Annotated in this window: 18 protein-coding genes; 9 read left to right on the forward strand and 9 right to left on the reverse strand. The window is 64.1% G+C overall.

What is annotated here, in order from left to right; translation table 11 throughout:
- Window positions 1-41: 41 nt before the first annotated feature.
- A complete protein-coding gene (locus tag AC07R0_RS09965) occupies window positions 42-482 on the forward strand; it encodes a nuclear transport factor 2 family protein (protein WP_495104690.1) in 441 nt (146 codons plus the stop codon).
- A gap of 94 nt (window positions 483-576) precedes the next feature.
- On the forward strand, window positions 577-828 hold the full coding sequence (locus AC07R0_RS09970) for a hypothetical protein (protein ID WP_495104691.1): 252 nt from the start codon (window positions 577-579) through the stop codon (window positions 826-828).
- 109 nt (window positions 829-937) lie between these two features.
- On the opposite strand, the gene AC07R0_RS09975 is transcribed toward AC07R0_RS09970, so the two are convergent.
- Both AC07R0_RS09975 and AC07R0_RS09980 read right to left on the reverse strand, forming a co-directional pair.
- Window positions 938-1,828, reverse strand: coding sequence for a DMT family transporter (locus AC07R0_RS09975; RefSeq protein ID WP_495104692.1), 891 nt, complete (start codon window positions 1,826-1,828; stop codon window positions 938-940).
- Between the two features lie 104 nt (window positions 1,829-1,932).
- On the reverse strand, window positions 1,933-3,333 hold the full coding sequence (locus AC07R0_RS09980) for an MFS transporter (protein ID WP_495104693.1): 1,401 nt from the start codon (window positions 3,331-3,333) through the stop codon (window positions 1,933-1,935).
- A gap of 584 nt (window positions 3,334-3,917) precedes the next feature.
- Here AC07R0_RS09980 and AC07R0_RS09985 point away from each other — a divergent pair.
- The 6 genes from AC07R0_RS09985 to AC07R0_RS10010 are packed head-to-tail and all read left to right on the forward strand — an operon-like array spanning window position 3,918 to window position 10,285.
- Complete coding sequence (locus tag AC07R0_RS09985) at window positions 3,918-6,347, forward strand: penicillin-binding protein 1A (RefSeq protein WP_495104694.1); 2,430 nt, start codon at window positions 3,918-3,920, stop codon at window positions 6,345-6,347.
- Between the two features lie 8 nt (window positions 6,348-6,355).
- A complete protein-coding gene (locus AC07R0_RS09990) occupies window positions 6,356-6,706 on the forward strand; it encodes a GlpM family protein (protein ID WP_495104695.1) in 351 nt (116 codons plus the stop codon).
- A gap of 48 nt (window positions 6,707-6,754) precedes the next feature.
- Window positions 6,755-7,060: a hypothetical protein gene (locus AC07R0_RS09995; RefSeq protein ID WP_495104696.1), complete on the forward strand. Its 306-nt coding sequence runs from the start codon at window positions 6,755-6,757 to the stop codon at window positions 7,058-7,060.
- A 3-nt stretch (window positions 7,061-7,063) separates the two neighbouring features.
- Window positions 7,064-8,026, forward strand: a complete 963-nt coding sequence (locus AC07R0_RS10000; RefSeq protein WP_495104697.1) for a homoserine kinase — start codon at window positions 7,064-7,066, stop codon at window positions 8,024-8,026.
- 17 nt (window positions 8,027-8,043) lie between these two features.
- On the forward strand, window positions 8,044-8,841 hold the full coding sequence (locus tag AC07R0_RS10005) for a BPSS1780 family membrane protein (protein ID WP_495096015.1): 798 nt from the start codon (window positions 8,044-8,046) through the stop codon (window positions 8,839-8,841).
- 43 nt (window positions 8,842-8,884) lie between these two features.
- Complete coding sequence (locus tag AC07R0_RS10010; RefSeq protein WP_495104698.1) at window positions 8,885-10,285, forward strand: MFS transporter; 1,401 nt, start codon at window positions 8,885-8,887, stop codon at window positions 10,283-10,285.
- Between the two features lie 64 nt (window positions 10,286-10,349).
- On the opposite strand, the gene AC07R0_RS10015 is transcribed toward AC07R0_RS10010, so the two are convergent.
- Window positions 10,350-11,276 carry a LysR family transcriptional regulator gene (locus tag AC07R0_RS10015; RefSeq protein ID WP_495104699.1) on the reverse strand — a complete coding sequence of 309 codons (927 nt, stop codon included), beginning with the start codon at window positions 11,274-11,276 and terminating at the stop codon, window positions 10,350-10,352.
- 60 nt (window positions 11,277-11,336) lie between these two features.
- Between AC07R0_RS10015 and AC07R0_RS10020 the strand changes: the two genes are divergently transcribed.
- Window positions 11,337-12,329 carry an NAD-dependent epimerase/dehydratase family protein gene (locus tag AC07R0_RS10020; RefSeq protein ID WP_495104700.1) on the forward strand — a complete coding sequence of 331 codons (993 nt, stop codon included), beginning with the start codon at window positions 11,337-11,339 and terminating at the stop codon, window positions 12,327-12,329.
- A gap of 42 nt (window positions 12,330-12,371) precedes the next feature.
- Here AC07R0_RS10020 and arsH read toward each other — a convergent pair whose 3' ends face one another.
- The 6 genes from arsH to AC07R0_RS10050 form a co-directional block, all read right to left on the reverse strand.
- Window positions 12,372-13,112 (reverse strand): arsenical resistance protein ArsH, encoded by a 741-nt coding sequence (gene arsH, locus AC07R0_RS10025; protein WP_495104701.1) that lies wholly within the window; start codon window positions 13,110-13,112, stop codon window positions 12,372-12,374.
- Complete coding sequence (gene arsC, locus AC07R0_RS10030; RefSeq protein WP_495104702.1) at window positions 13,066-13,494, reverse strand: arsenate reductase (glutaredoxin); 429 nt, start codon at window positions 13,492-13,494, stop codon at window positions 13,066-13,068. The genes arsH and arsC overlap by 47 nt, the downstream gene beginning before the upstream one ends.
- The gene (locus AC07R0_RS10035) at window positions 13,487-14,191 is read right to left on the reverse strand and encodes an aquaporin (protein WP_495104703.1); all 705 of its coding nucleotides are present in this window, start codon (window positions 14,189-14,191) and stop codon (window positions 13,487-13,489) included. Before AC07R0_RS10035 ends, arsC begins: the two co-directional genes overlap by 8 nt.
- Complete coding sequence (locus AC07R0_RS10040; protein WP_495104704.1) at window positions 14,178-14,507, reverse strand: ArsR/SmtB family transcription factor; 330 nt, start codon at window positions 14,505-14,507, stop codon at window positions 14,178-14,180. Before AC07R0_RS10040 ends, AC07R0_RS10035 begins: the two co-directional genes overlap by 14 nt.
- 106 nt (window positions 14,508-14,613) lie before the next feature.
- Window positions 14,614-15,273, reverse strand: coding sequence for an HD domain-containing protein (locus AC07R0_RS10045; protein ID WP_495104705.1), 660 nt, complete (start codon window positions 15,271-15,273; stop codon window positions 14,614-14,616).
- A 101-nt stretch (window positions 15,274-15,374) separates the two neighbouring features.
- Window positions 15,375-15,620 (reverse strand): hypothetical protein, encoded by a 246-nt coding sequence (locus AC07R0_RS10050; protein ID WP_495096022.1) that lies wholly within the window; start codon window positions 15,618-15,620, stop codon window positions 15,375-15,377.
- Window positions 15,621-15,674 lie beyond the last annotated feature (54 nt).

Raw genomic sequence — 15,674 nt, forward strand, 5'->3', positions numbered from 1 at the left:
GCTAAGTAGTTAACCAGCAGCAACCCCGATAGGAGCCCAAAATGAAACCCTTTAAAACCCTCTTCGCCGCAGCATCTCTTGTGGCGATCTTCTCCAGCAGTGCATTTGCTCAAACCAACAAAGAGATCGTGGTTGCGGGCATGAAGGGGCTGTTCATCACGCATGACGCTTCGGTCATTGACAAGTACTGGTCGCCCAACTACACCCAGCACAACCCGGCGGTGCCCAACGGTTCCGAGGTGCTCAAGGGCTGGATTGGCAGCCTGGGGCCAGACTTCAGGTACGAACCAGGCATGGTGGTGGCCGAAGGCGACTTCGTCATGGTGCACGGCCGCTATACCGGCATGGGCCCCAAAGCCATGGTGGGCGTAGACATCTTCCGTTTGGCAAATGGCAAGATCGTGGAGCACTGGGACGTTTTGCAAGAAGAAGTCGTGAAGACCACCAGCGGCAACCCGATGTTTTCCAATCCACAAAAGTAATGGGATGGCCCCACGCACATGACAGCGGGCTGTTTATTCGCCCCTGTGCGTGGAAGCAGCTATGGTGTACAGAACACCCACAAAGGAGCATGCAATGGCCATTCTTCACCAAGTCCTGGAGCATATGCGCTCGGGTCGCTGGATCGAGGCCCACAACCTGGTGCAGACCGACGACTCGCAACTGGCCGCCTGGCTGCACGGCATCTTGCACATCCAGGAAGGCGATCTGGAAGATGCCGAGTACTGGTACGGCAAAGCCAACCGCCCATTCCGCAGCCGCGGGACTTTGGATGAAGAACTGGAACGCTTCCAGGCAGAATTGCTGAGCCGGGACGGACAGGCATAGCAGGCAGAAGCTCTGAACGCGGGTATGACAGCCCGCCAGAAGCCGTATTCAACAAAAGTACCTGTAGCGCATATAAAACCTGCGCAAGCAGCTACCAAAACAATAGCAATTACTTACCCACACCCTGCTGTGCCCGCGTCGTCATCAGCACGCCCACGGCCACTACCACCGCCCCCAGCCAGGTCAGCAGGCCATAGTGCTCGCCCAGCACAAAGGTGCCCGTGCCCAGCCCCACGGCGGCGGCCACATAGCCAATCTGGCTCAGGTACACCGGCCCGCCCACGCTCTGCAAGCGGAAGAACACGGCGAACATGGCCGCACTGATGGCCACCTGGGCCAGCAACAGGCCGGGTACGGCGAGCGCGGTCGACAGCGGCAGGCTGCCGTTCCACAGCAGCGACAGCACACCCAGCACCGCGCCAGCCCCCAGGTTGGTGCCCGCCGCCAGGGCCAGGCCGCTGGTGCCAGCGGGCCAGGCCAAGGTGCGGTAAACGTTGCCAGCGGCCAGCAGCAGCGGAATCAAAAAAGCCAGCGCCAGCCACAGGACCGTGCCGCCGCCGGGCGTATCCACACGCCCCTTGGACAGCACGATGACCAGAGCCCCGGCAAAGCCCAGGGCAATACCCGCTGCGCCCAGGGCACTGGGACGCCGACGCTGCAGCAGGCTGTGGAACACCAGGGTCACGATGGGTGAAAACGCAAAGAAGATGGAGATGAAACCCGCCCCCAAGTGCGGCATGGCGCTGAACACCAGCAGATTGGGCAGCGCGTTGGACACCGCGCCCGTCACCAGGTAGTAGCGCAGATGGCGTGCGTCCAGCGGCAGCCGCACGCGGCCCAGCCACAGGGCCAGCAGCAAGACCAGGCCGGCGCCAACAGCCATGATCCAGGACCAGACGATAGGTGCAATACCCGCCGCCCCGGCCAGCTTGCCCAAAGGAAAGCCCAGTCCCAGCAGGCTGCCGGTGATTAACAGGAGGGGAAGTGGGCGGTTCAGCATGCGGTCTACAAAAAGCCAAACCTGCAGGATAACCCGCTATAAGAAAAATAGCTGCCGACGCAGACCACATCTGCGCGGGCAGCTAAAAGGAGACCGGTTAAAAACTAGGCGTGCGCCTGTTGTGAAGCGGCGATCAGCTTTTCACGGGCGGCGTCGTAAGCCTTCTTGGGCACGGGCACGGCGTCGGGGTTGCCCAGGTCCACCATCTGCACGCGGTAGGTTTCGCGGGCGGTCCAGGCAGCGATGGCGGCAATCACCGTCACGGCCAGGGTGATGGAGCCAATGGTGAACGGGATGTTCATCGCGCCGGGGGGCGCTACAGCGGTGAACAGCGCGGGCAGCAAGGCGGTGACCAGCGTGCCCAGGTTTTGCGAGATGGCCATGGCCGACACCCGGGTGCGGGTGGGGAACATCTCGGGGTAGAAGCTGGGGAACACAGCGTTATAGCCCTGGTACACCACGCCCCACATCAGCAGCGACATGGTGATGGCCAGCGGCACGTTGTGCACGCTGATGGCGTACAGGTAGCCGAAGGACAGCAGACCCGAGCCCAGGGCACCGATGATGATGGGTGGGCGGCGGCCGATCTTGTCGGACAGATTGCCCACGAAGGGGATCACCAGCACGGCGACGATATTGCCCATTACCGGAATCCACAGGTACACGTCTTTCTCAAAGCCAATGCCGTAGCCGGGCTGCACTGCATAGGCCGCGCCGAAGATGGTGGTCACCACCGGGATGACGTTCATCAGCGAGCAGCACATCACACGCAGCATGTCGCGCCAGCTCTCGGTCACGGCCTGGATCATCGGGGCCTTGGGCACGGTGCCGTGGGCGCCTTCTTCGGCGAAGGCAGGGGTTTCGTCCACTTCACGGCGGATGATGTAGCCGGCCACGATGACCAGGAAGCTCAGGATGAAGGGTATGCGCCAGCCCCAGGTATTGAAGGCCTCGGTGGGCATGAAGTGCGCCAAGGGCAGGAACACCGCCGCCGCCAGAATCTGCCCGGCCTGCACGCCCTGCAGCGTGAAGCTGGAGAAGAAGCCGCGTCGCCCGAAGGGCGCGTGCTCCAGAATCATCGAGCTGGCCCCGGATATCTCGCCAGCCACCGCAAAGCCCTGGATCAGGCGCAGGATCACCAGCAGCGTAGGTGCCCACAGACCGACCTGGTCATAGGTAGGCAGCAGGCCCACGGCAACGGTGGAAAAGCCCATCAGGAACATGCAGATGATCAGCACTTTCTTGCGGCCCTGAGTATCGCCCCAGTGGCCTAGAAAGAAGGCCCCGATGGGCCGCGCCACATAGCCCACGCCATAGGTGGCCAGCGAGGCGATGATGGCGGTGGTGGGGTCGCCCTTGGGGAAAAAGATCTGCGGGAAGATCAGCGACGCCGCGGTGGCGTAGATGAAGAAGTCGTAATACTCCAGCGCCGAGCCGATCCAGCCACTGGCTGTGGCCTTCTTCGACTGGTGCTTGGCGCGTGAATCGCCGGCGGTGGTGCTCATGCATGTCTCCTGGGTGGGTGAACGTTGTTCTGCAAGCGGCTCATGCCGGACAGAGGGCGGAGGGTGCGGTCGCGCCAGCGTTCAGATGGTCCGTTAGCGGCCAGACCTGGCCGCGGTGCGGAGCAGAATGTAGTGTCGCCAAGGGCAAATCGCCATACAGCAGACGATCCATTCGTGCGATTATCAAACCCATACGTTCACTAATCGCTCACAACTGGGGTAAGCCCTAGCATATCAACGCAGGCCCTTCCAGCCCGCAGTGCATCGCGTGCCGGCATATGACTCGGTTCTATTTTTATAAAAAATACCGCTTCAGCGCAGAATTTATCTGCGTAAGCAGCTACTAATTCAATAGCATTACAAATGCTTGCATGGGGTCCGACACCCCGCTTTACACTTCCTTCACAGCCAGCCGCTAAGCTCCGCGACGACCGAACCGGGAGCCGCCCCATTAATTTGCCCGATCTTTGCAGGGCCCGCCGCCACTCCGATGCCAGCCCCCTCGCCCACGCGACAGAACGTCCACTACCCGCATTCAGCGCGCCCAAGCCCGCGCCCCAACCGGCACCAGCGCCATAGCTGACATGACCCCAATCCCCTCCTCTTTTTCTTCCTCCCATCCCGTACCATCCCGCAACCAATCCGGCAAGCTCTGGCTCACCGCCATATGGGTCTGCCTGGGCCTGGGCGTGATCGGCACACTGGTGCTAGCCATTGCAGCCGTCTGGTACTACCCCGGCCTGCCGCCGTTGGACAAGGTAACCAGCTACCAGCCGCAGCAGGCCATGCAGGTCTACACCAGCGACAACGTGGAGATTGCCCAGTTTGGGTCCGAGCGGCGTGACTTCCTGCCCATCGCGCAAATCCCCAAGCTAATGCAGGACGCCCTGCTGGCCGTGGAAGATGCGCGCTTTCGCGAGCACAGCGGCATCGACCCCATAGGCGTGCTGCGCGCCGTGGTGTCCAACCTGACTGGCGGGCGACGCCAGGGTGCGTCCACCATCACCCAGCAGGTGGCGCGCAACTTCTTTCTGAGCAACCGCAAGACGGCCGAGCGCAAGCTGAAAGAAGCCATGCTGGCCATCAAGATCGAGCACAGCCTGAGCAAGGACGAGATCCTGGAGCTGTACATGAACCAGATCTACCTGGGCCACCGGGCCTACGGCTTCAGCGCCGCCGCCCAGGTGTACTTCGGCAAGACCCTGCCCGAGCTGTCCGTGGCCGAAGTGGCCATGCTGGCCGGCCTGCCGCAGAACCCGGCCTTCGCCAACCCCATCAGCAATATGGAACGCGCCACGCGGCGCCAGCAGCTGGTGCTGGGACGCATGCTCAGCGTGGGCGTGATCGACCAGGCCCAGTTCGACGCCGCCACCAAGCAAAAGCTGGTAATCCGCTCGCCGCTGCAGGTACCGGTACATGCCGAGTACGTGGCCGAGATGGCGCGCCAGGCCGTGTTCGAGCGCTATGGCCAGCAGGCCTATTCGCAGGGCATCAAGGTCTATACCTCGCTGATCGCCGCCGACCAGCAGGCCGCCTACCAGGCACTGCGCAAGGGTGTGCTGGCCTTTGACCGCAAGCAGGCCTACCGTGGCCCCGAAGAAAACGAAGACCTGCCGCCCGCCCCGGCCGACGCCACCGAAGAAGACGCAGCCGCAGCCCAGGCACTGAAGGACTACAGCGACGACGAAGACCTGCGCGTGGCCATCGTGCTGCAGGCCAGCCCGCAAGAAGTGGTGGCCCGCCTGGCCACAGGTGAGACGCTGCACATCCAGGGCGATGGCCTACGCTGGGCCCAGCCCGCGCTGAGTGCCAAGGCCCCGGCCCCGCTGGCGCTGCGCCGTGGCGCCATCATCCGCGTGCAACACATGGACGGCAAGGGCGGCGGCTACTGGGCCGTGTCGCAATGGCCCGAGGTGCAAAGCGCCTTGGTATCGCTGACGCCGCAGACTGGCCGGGTGCGCGCCCTGGTGGGTGGATTCGACTTCTCCGACCAGCAGTTCAACCACGTGACCCAGGGCTGGCGCCAGCCCGGCTCCAGCTTCAAGCCCTTCATCTACTCCGCCGGTATCGACAAGGGCGTGATGCCGTCCACCCTGGTGAACGACTCGCCGCTGAACGTTGCCGCCGCCAATGGCGCACCGGCCTGGAACCCGCAGAACGACGACGGCCAGTTCCTCGGCCCGGTCAGCCTGCGCCAGGGCTTGGCCCAGTCGCGCAACCTGGTCAGCATCCGGCTGCTGCAGTTCCTGGGCGTGCAGCCGGCCCGTGAATGGGCCGGCCGCTTCGGCTTTGAGATCGACAAACAGCCGGACAACCTGACGCTGGCGCTGGGCGCCGGCAGCACCACGCCGCTGCAACTGGCCTCAGCCTATTCGGTGTTCGCCAACGGTGGGCATCTGCTGCCACCGGTGGTGATAGAGCGCATCACCGACGCCCAGGGCAAGCTGTTGTTCGAAGCCCCGCCCGCCCCCGCGCTGACCGACGAAGACCGCGTGCTGCCCGAGCGCAACGCCTTCATCACCAACAGCCTGCTGCAGGAAGTGACCCGTAGTGGCACCGCCGCCAAGGCCCAGTCCACGCTGAAGCGCCCCGACCTGTACGGCAAGACCGGCACCACCAACGACGCGGTGGACGCCTGGTTCGCCGGCTTCCAACCCACCCTGGCCACCGTGGTGTGGATGGGCTATGACAAGCCGCGCAGCCTGGGCAGCAATGCCTTTGGCGCCAGCCTGTCGCTGCCTATCTGGATCGACTACATGGGCCATGCGCTCAAGAGCGTGCCGGTGGCGCCATTCGCCCCGCCGCCGAGCGTGATGCGCGACGCACTGAACGACTGGACCTACACCGAGCCGCCGGAAAACGGCGAGCTGATACGTATAGGTTTTGACGAAGCTCCAGCAGACGCCAGCACGGCCTCCCCCCCACCAGCAGCGCAGCCTGTGGCACCAGCGGCACCAGCGGCACCTGCAGCGCCCGCTTTCCCCACAGCGCCTGCAGCCCCCATAAGACACTGAGCGCGCCCATGCTGTCCTTGTTTCTGAAATGCATATTGGGCGCGCTGGCGGTGCTGGCGATTGCGCTGCTGTCGCGGTCGAAGAATTTCGTGGTGGCCGGGCTGGTGCCGCTGTTTCCCACCTTCGCGCTGATCGCCCATGCCATCGTGGGCAGCGAACGCTCAATGGCCGACCTGCGCACCACCGCCTTGTTCGGCCTGTGGTCGCTGCTGCCCTACGCCGTGTATTTGCTGACCGTCTACGCCCTGAGCCTGCGCTGCACGCTGACCACCACCCTGCTGTCGGCCACGGCCAGTTGGGCGCTGGCGGCCACGCTGCTGATGCTGGCCTGGTCCAGGCTCTATCCCGTGGGTCAATAACACCACGCTGGCCTATCGGCATTGGCGCATACACCTACAATCGTGTGTATGCGCGCCCTTCTATCCCTCCCCCTTGCCTTGCTTAGCCTGTCTTCCGCCTGGGCTGCAGTACCTGCTGCCCCCACCCCTCCTATCGATCAGCGCATCGAGCACATCGAAGTCATTGACTCCGGCGCCCGCGTCAACGAACTGCGCGTAGGCGGTGAAACGCAAAACATCAGTGTCCAGCCCAGCAACGGCATGCCCGCCTATGAAGTGGTGCCGGCCAACGGTGCACGCAACCGCCGGCTGGACGAGCGCGATGGCGGCTCTGGCAGCGTGGGTCAGCGTGTCTGGAAACTGATCAGCTTCTAAGCCATGGCGGTGTACACGAAAGTCTCGCTGAAAGAGGCACAGGCGCTGGCGCGCCAACTGGATCTGGGTGAAGTCAGCGCACTGCGCGGCATCGAAGGCGGCATCGAGAACACCAACTACTTCGTCACCACCGAGAGCGGCGAATTCGTGCTCACTCTGTTCGAACGCCTGAGCTTCGAACAACTGCCGTTCTACCTGCACCTAATGAAGCACCTGGCCCAGCGCGGCATCCCGGTGCCCGACCCGGTGGCCACGAAGGCCGGCAGCATCCTCCACACCGTCAAGAAAAAGCCCGCCTCGGTCGTGAGCAAGCTGCGCGGCAAGAGCGAACTGGCGCCGGGCGTGCTGCACTGCACCGCTGTCGGCGACATGCTGGCGCGCATGCACTTGGCTGGCCGCGACTTCGACATGGAGCAACCCAATCTGCGCGGCCTACCCTGGTGGAACGAGACAGCGCCAGTGGTCATGCCGCACCTGGAACCAACCCAGGCCCAGTTGCTGCAAAGCGAGCTGGCCTACCAGAACCACATCGCCGAATCCAGCGCCTATGCGGCCCTGCCGCGCGGCCCCATCCACGCCGACCTGTTCCGCGACAACGTGATGTTCGACACGGTGGACGGCAGCCCGCAGCTCAGTGGCTTCTTCGACTTTTATTTCGCCGGCACCGATACCTGGCTGTTCGACCTGGCCGTGTGCCTGAACGACTGGTGCATAGACCTGGCCACAGGCGCCAATGACGCGGCGCGTTGCCAGGCCTTTCTGGACGCCTACTGTGCCGTGCGCCCACTGGCCGCCGCCGAGCGCCAGCTGCTGCCCGCCATGCTGCGCGCCGGCGCACTGCGCTTCTGGATCTCGCGCCTGTGGGACTGGCATCTGCCGCGTGAAGCCGACATCCTGAAGCCTCACGACCCCGGCCATTTCGAACGTGTTCTGCGCGAACGCGTGGCCCATCCCATCACGCTCTGACCCCAGCGAAGCTCTCCATGAAACTCAAAATTGTCTCGGCACGCACTGGCATTGTGTGGGTGCGGCTGGGCATACAGGTGTTCTTCAAACAGCCGCTGGCGCTGACCGGCCTGTTCTTCCTGTTCATGGCCACGCTGTCGGTGCTGAACCTGGTGCCTCTATTGGGCAGCGTGGTGTCGCTAATGCTGCTGCCCACGCTGGGCCTGGGCCTGATGGCGGCAGCCCAGCGCGCCAGCCAGGGCAGCTTCCCCATGCCCACGGTGCTGCTCACCGGCCTGCGCGGCCCGCAGGCCAGCACCAAGCCCCTGCTGGTGCTGGGCCTGATCTACACCTTCTGGTTTTGCGTGATCGTGGCCCTGACCGCGTTGGCAGACGGCGGCGAATTCGCCCGCATGTTCTTTCTGCACGGCCCTCAGGACGAGGCGGCCGGCAGCGCATCGGGTATGGAGCTGCCGCGCGGCATCTTCCTGTTCATGCTCTTGCATCTGCCTTTGTCGCTGGCCTTCTGGCACGCGCCGGCGCTGACGCACTGGCATGGCATCACGCCGGTGAAAAGCCTGTTCTTCAGCCTGGTGGGCTGCTGGCGCAACAAGGGCGCGTATGTGGTGTTCGGCCTGGCCTGGTTCGCCGTGGTGATGGCCGAAGGCATCGTGGTGCAGATCCTGGCGCTGCTGCTGAACTCTGCCGAAGTGCTGGCCATGGGCACCTACGCCGTCAGCCTGCTGACCACCAGCATGTTCATGTGTTCGGTGTACTTCAGCTTTCGCGACAGCTTCGAAGCCGACGAAACCCTGGAAGAGCTACCAAAACCATAGCTGCCAGCGCAGACTCTACCTGCGCTAGCGGCACTTTTCATCAATGCCTAGCGCAGCAGCACCTGCATTTTCCCGCCGCATCCCGCTGATCGTGGCGACGGCCTTCTTCATGGAGACGCTGGACAGCACCATCGTCACCACCGCGCTGCCGGCCATCGCCACCAGCTTCCACACCAGCACGCTAAGCCTGAGCCTGAGCATCTCGGCCTACCTGGTAGCGCTGGCGGTGTTTGTGCCCACCGCCGGCTGGGCCAGCGACCGTTTTGGTACGCGCAAACTGTTTGCCGGGGCGATCGCGCTGTTTACCCTGTCGTCTCTGCTGTGCGCGCTCAGCCCCAATCTGTGGAGCTTTATTGCCGCGCGCACGCTGCAGGGCATGGCCGCCGCCTTTATGTCGCCAGTGGGCCGCTTAGTGGTGCTGCGCAGCACGCCCAAAGCCAGGCTGATCGAAGCTCTGGGCCTGATCACCTGGCCGGGGCTGATAGGCCCGGTGCTGGGGCCGCCGCTGGGTGGGCTGATCGCTACCTATGCGTCCTGGCACTGGATCTTCTTGATCAACCTGCCGCTGGGCCTAGTCGGCATCTGGCTAGTGCTGCGCTATGTGCCGAATGAAACCGCCCAGCGCACACCATTCGACCTGTACGGCTTTGTGTGTACCGCCGTGGCGCTGGCAGGGCTGGTGCATGGCTTGGCGCTGCTGGGTGAGGCGCAAGGCTCGGCCCAGGTCGCCCTGCTGTGGCTGGGCTGCGCTGGTGTCGCCGGGGTGCTGGCCGTGCGCCATGCGCTGCGCCACCCCACGCCCATGCTGGACCTGCGCGCCGTGGGCGTACCCAGCTTTGCCATCAGCATACTCACCGCCGGCATGCTGGCGCGCATCGCCATCAACGCCACGCCCTTTCTGCTGCCGCTGATGTTCCAGATCGGTTTTGGATTGAACGCCTTCCAGGCCGGGCTGATGATCCTGGTCTACATGGGCGGCAACCTGGTGATGAAAAGCGCCACCACGCCGGTGCTGCGCCGCTTCGGCTTTCGCCGGGTTTTGACGGTGAATGGCGCCATGTGCGCAGCGGCCATGGCGGCCTGCGGCCTGTTGGCGCCAGGCCAGCCCATGGCCCTGGTCTACCCGGTGCTGTTCATCGCCGGCATGACCCGCTCCATGCACTTCACCACGGTGTCCACGCTGGCCTTTGCCGACATCCACGCCGAACATCGCGCCGGTGCCAGCACCTTGTCTGCCATGTCGGCGCAGGTGGCTGCCACGCTGGGCGTGGCTTTTGCCGCGCTGGCCCTGGCGCTGTTCCAGCAGCTGCGCGGCGCGGCGGCCCTGGGCTTGGCCGACTTCCAGCACGCCCAGCTGGCCGGTGCGGCGCTGATGGCCGTGGCCGCCGCATGGTCCCTGCGGCTGGCGCCGAATGCGGGCCACGAGGTCAGCGGCAAGGTCTGAGCTGCTTGCTATGAAATTGGAAGCTGCTAGCGCAGGTTTTATCTGCGCTAACGGCCTTTTCACCCTATTGCATCACCGCGGTGCCGGCGCCTGCCGAAGCAGCGCGCAAATGCGCCGTCATGTGGTCGGCAAACAGCCGAATCCGCGGCAGCTTCGCGGTACGCTGGTGCATCACCAGCCACAGTGTTTTCTGCGGCACGGCTTCACAGTCGCACAGCCGGCGCAGGCGGCTATCGGCCCGCACCAGTTCATCCGGAATCACCCCCACGCCGATGCCGCGCCGTACTGCGTCGATCAGCGAGCCCAGGGTTTCCGTTTGCAGCGCTACGGCGCGCACACATGCGCGCAGCCACACCGATTCCTTCAGCCCCGCCAGCTCGCCACCCAGCACCACGCCGTCCATGCGCGCCAGCAGGCCCGCCCCACGTTGCGCGGACCGGGCCAGCGGCTGTTGGCTGGACATGTAGACACCAAAATGCACTGGGCCAATGCGCCGCACCACCAGGCCGTCCGACTTGGGCCGGAGCATGCGCACGGCCACATCGGCTTCGTTTTTGCCCATGTCCAGGCTGCGGTGCGATGCGTCCAGCTCAAACACCACGCCAGGATGGGCCGTGCGGAAGGACTGAATAGCCTCCAGGGTCAAGGGCACCAGGCCTTCGGCGACCGAGACCTTGATAGCGCCTTCGATCTGGCTGTCGGCACCCGCGCTTTGCCGCAGCGTGGCCTCCAGCTCCAGCGCCAGCGGCTCCAGGGCGGTGACCAGCGCCTTGCCCGCCACGGTCAACACGGTTCCCACATGGGTGCGGTGCACCAGTTGCGCGCCCACGCCAGCCTCCAGCGCGGCCATGCGGCGCGACACGGTGGTGGTCGCAATGCCCAGCACCCGCCCCGCCTCCAGTAAGGACGGATGGCCCGCCACCACCATCAGCAGACGCAGATCGTCCCAGTTCACCTTCAGGTTTTGCAAAGATGCTAAACGGACTTGCATGCATACCAGTGTAGCCAGCCCCTGCCTACAGTCTGGGCTTCTGCAATCTGGAGGTTTGAATTGGAAAAAACAGCATTCGTGACGGGCGCAGCGGGCTTCGTCGGGCGCAACCTGGTGGAGGCGCTACTCAAAGACCACTGGTCGGTGCATGCACTGGTACGCAGTGCCGCTCCAGCGTGGATGCAGCAACACAGGCTGACGGTGCGCCAAGGCGCCTTGGAAGATGCCGCCAGCGTGGCTGCGGCCATGCCCGCGCGGGCCGACGCCGTATTCCATCTGGCCGGCAATACCTCGATGTGGTCCGGCGATGCACAGCGGCTGCTGCGCGACAACGTGGCCGCCACCCAGGGCCTACTGGACGCGGCCCACCAGCGCCAGGCCCGCCGCGTGGTGATGACATCCACGCTGGGCGTGTTCCAGGACAGCGACGGCCGCATCCACGAACACACGCCGCTGCAGCCCAGCACCGTCCGCAACCCGTATCTGCGCACCAAGCTGCTGGCCGACGCGCTGCTCAGCGAGGCCGCGCGCAAGGGGTTGTCGGTGGTCAGCCTGCACCCGGCCCACATCCTGGGCCCCTACGATGCGAGCGGCTGGATCGGCCTGTTTGACGATGCCGCCCAGGGCAAGATGCGGGCGGCCCCGCACGGCCGGGCCAGCTTTTGCGGCGTCTCGGCTGTTGCCCAGGCGCATATTGCGGCGGCCACGCACCCGGCTCCCGCCCGACGCTATGTGCTGGGCGGCGAAGATGCCAGTTACCTGCAGGTGTTTGCCGACGTGGCCCGCCGCGTCCACGCCAAACCGGTGGCATCAACGGTGCCGAACAGCGTGCTCACCACCGTGGCGGCACTGGCGCATATAGGCGCACTGTTCAGCGGTAAAAAGCCATCCATCACGCCCGGACTGGCCGCCGTGCTGACGCGCACCATGCTGGCGGATTCCCGCCTGGCGCAGAAAGATCTGGGCTACCCCATGCTCGGGCTGAGCGAAATGCTGGATGCGACCCAAGTCTACTGGGATGCACGCCAAGCTTCCAGCCATTCAAGGCGCTAGCGCACATTCCACCTACGCCAACCGCTCTTAACTTTATAGCAATTAGAGTAATTTCTGGTTCACACGCTGGGACAGCGCTTCGGCGCTTTCCTTGCGCTCGCTGTAACGGTCCACCAAGTACGGCGTGGCGTCGCGGGTCAACAGGGTGAACTTGACCAGTTCCTCCATCACATCCACCACCCGGTCGTAGTAGGCCGAGGGCTTCATGCGCCCGGCCTCGTCGAACTCCAAAAAGGCCTTGGCCACCGACGACTGGTTGGGAATGGTCAGCATGCGCATCCAGCGGCCCAGCACGCGCAGCTGGTTCACCGCGTTGAAGGACTGCGAACCTCCGCTGACCTGCATCACTGCCAAGGTCTTGCCCTGGGTGGGCCGCACTGCGCCCTGGCTGAGAGGAATCCAGTCGATCTGGGTCTTCATGATGCCGGTCATGGCGCCGTGCCTTTCAGGCGAACACCAGACCATGCCCTCGCTCCACAGCGTCAGTTCGCGCAGCTCCTGCACCTTGGGGTGCGACTCCGGCGCATCGTCGGCCAGCGGCAGGCCGTGCGGGTCGAAGGTGCGCGGCTCGGCGCCCATGGCGCTCAGCAATCGGGCGGCTTCCTCGGTCAGCAAACGGCTGAACGAGCGCTCGCGCAGCGAGCCGTACAGCAGCAGGATGCGCGGCGGGTGGCTGCTGGGCGTGGCAGGCTGCAATGCGGCCTGCGTGGGCGCCATGAAAAGCGCCGGGTCCAAGTTAGGGAGCAAGGCGCTGCCCCTGGGCGTTGACGACTTTTTCACCATCTTCCTTGGCAAAAGCGCCTTGCTGCGGGTGGGGCAGGATGTCCAGCACCGCCTCGGACGGACGGCACAGCTTGGCGCCCAGCGGCGTGATGACGATGGGCCGCTCCAGCAGGATGGGGTGGGCGACGATGGCGTCGATCAAGGCATCGTCGCTCAGCGCAGCATTACCCAGCCCCAGCTCGTCGTAAGGCGTGCCCTTTTTGCGCAGCACGGCGCGCACCGGCAGGCCCAGTTGGACGAGTAAGGCCAGCAGCTTTTCACGGTCCGGCGGGGCTTTCAGATACTCGACCACGGTGGGCTCGACGCCCGAATTGCGGATCAAAGCCAGCACATTGCGCGAGGTGCCGCAGGCCGGGTTGTGGAAGATGGTGGTGTCAGACATGGTGTGCTCCTGCAGAAGATGTTTCTAAAAGTCTGCCCAGGCCTGCACCCGCCAGGGCGCCCAGGCACTGGGCCCATACAAAACCAGGCGCGCTGGCAGGCGCGATACCGGAAAAGCTGTCGCTGAACATGCGCCCCAGCACGGCGGCCGGGTTGGCAAAGCTGGTGCTGGCGGTAAACCAATAGGCCGCGCCGATATAGCTGGCCACCAACGCGCTGGCCTTGCCGCTGGGCGCGCGCAGTATGACCAGCACCAGGCCGGCGGTGGCTACCGCCTCGGCAATCCACTGGCCCGCGCCGCTGCGCACATGCTGGCTGGTTTGCAGCAGGGGCAGCGCGAACATGGCATGTGCCAACCAAGCCCCCAACACCGCCCCCAGCAGCTGAAATGCTATGAATAAAAGAGCTACTCGCGCAGGTTTTATCTGCGCCAACCGGCCTTTTGACCACATGAGCAAAGTCACCAGCGGGTTGAAGTGCGCGCCGCTCACCGGCCCGAATATCTCGATCAGCACGTACAGCGCAAACACCGTGGCCAGGGTATTGGCCAGCAAGGCCAGGCCGACGTTGCCGCCACACAGGCGTTCGGCCATCACCCCGGAGCCGATCACTGCGCACAGCAGCCCAGCCGTGCCCAGGCATTCGGCCAGCAACTGTTGCGGCAGGCTCGGTGGCGTGCCGGGCTCAGCAGCAGGCATCAGGGGCTCCGCAGGCTGCGCCCTGGCAGCAGTGCTCGGTCAGGTAGCCAAGCAAGGCATTCATCTGGTCGAAGTTGGCGCGGTAGATCAGGTTGCGCCCGCGCGGCTCACTGGCGATCAAGCCGGCATGGGTCAGCTCTTTGAGGTGGAACGACAGCGCGCTGGGCGCCACACCCAATTGCTCGGCCATGGTGCCAGGCGTGAGCCCCTCAGCGCCCGCAACCACCAGCGCCCGGAAGGCACGCAAGCGTTGCACCTGGGCCAGCGCGGCCAGCGACTGCACTGCGCTGGTTTCGGAGATGTTTAATATTTCCATAATTCAATAATAATTGAATTATGGAATACTCCACGTAAAAAATCCCCTTCAATACAAAAAGACGACAGCTATTCGCCACCGCGTCGCAACAGACCATCGACATACTCTACGTCGTTCCCAGCCACTCCTGGGCAAATTGGTCCCGAAAGCGAATGAGCAATTGCACACGCGATTGCGCCAACTCCCGTCCCTCAGCCGTCTGCATGCTGGCAGGAAGCTGCAGCAGCTTGTTCTCAATATGGTCAAGGGTGTAATGCACATCGTCTAGCGGGCGATCCTGCGCAAGCGGGTCGGTGGCGTGCGCAAGTGCCCGCCCCAGCTGCCCTCCAATGTGGAACATGCGTGCCAGCCCCACAGCCCCCAAAGCGTCCAGACGGTCCGCATCTTGGACGATCTTCGCTTCAATCGTTTCAGGGCTTATGGCAGCGGAAAAGCTGTGCGCTTCAATGGCATGCACTACGCCCCTCAGCTTGTCCTGCGGAAATCCCAGCTTCGACAACGCTGTCTCGGCCTGTTGTGCAGAAAGCCGCGATGCCTGTGCTCGCTCAGGATGGTCCTTGGGCAGATTGACGAGGTCATGCAGATAGCACGCCGCCATCACCACCAACGGATCAGTCTGCGGATGCGATGAAAGAAGTTGCCTGGCCGTGGCCCATACCCGATCCAAGTGGTTGAGATCATGCGCACGATCAGTCGCTCCAGCTTGGGTGGCCAGTCGAACCAATACAGGTCGCCAATGGCCAACCAGGTCTTTCCATTCGTTCATGAGGCAAGCAGGCTTAAGCAATCCATAGCTTGCCATCCTAAACCCAAGCGGTCTGTGCCTTGAAGACTAAGGCCGCCGCCCAACTATCGGAAAACCAACCGTCAAGCACCCATCTGCAAAAATGCCACCGGGTCGCGTGCGATGCGCAGGCCCTGCTCGCGGGCGTGGGCCAGGGCAGAGTCTTCGGACATGAAGGGGTTGTCAAAGCTCAGGGTACGCTGGCTGGGGATGGGCATGCCGTAGTGCTGGGCGATGCCAACGCGGGCCAACCACGTGCCGTCAATCATGGGTTTGGCATACAACGAGACGACGCAGTCGCCTACGTGGAATTCGGTCAGGTCGGTCATGGTGCGCTCCTGGAGTGTTCTTGGGCCTCAACACAAGCATGCTGCGCCCGCTAT

The organism is Rhodoferax sp. GW821-FHT07F03, assembly GCF_059418745.1.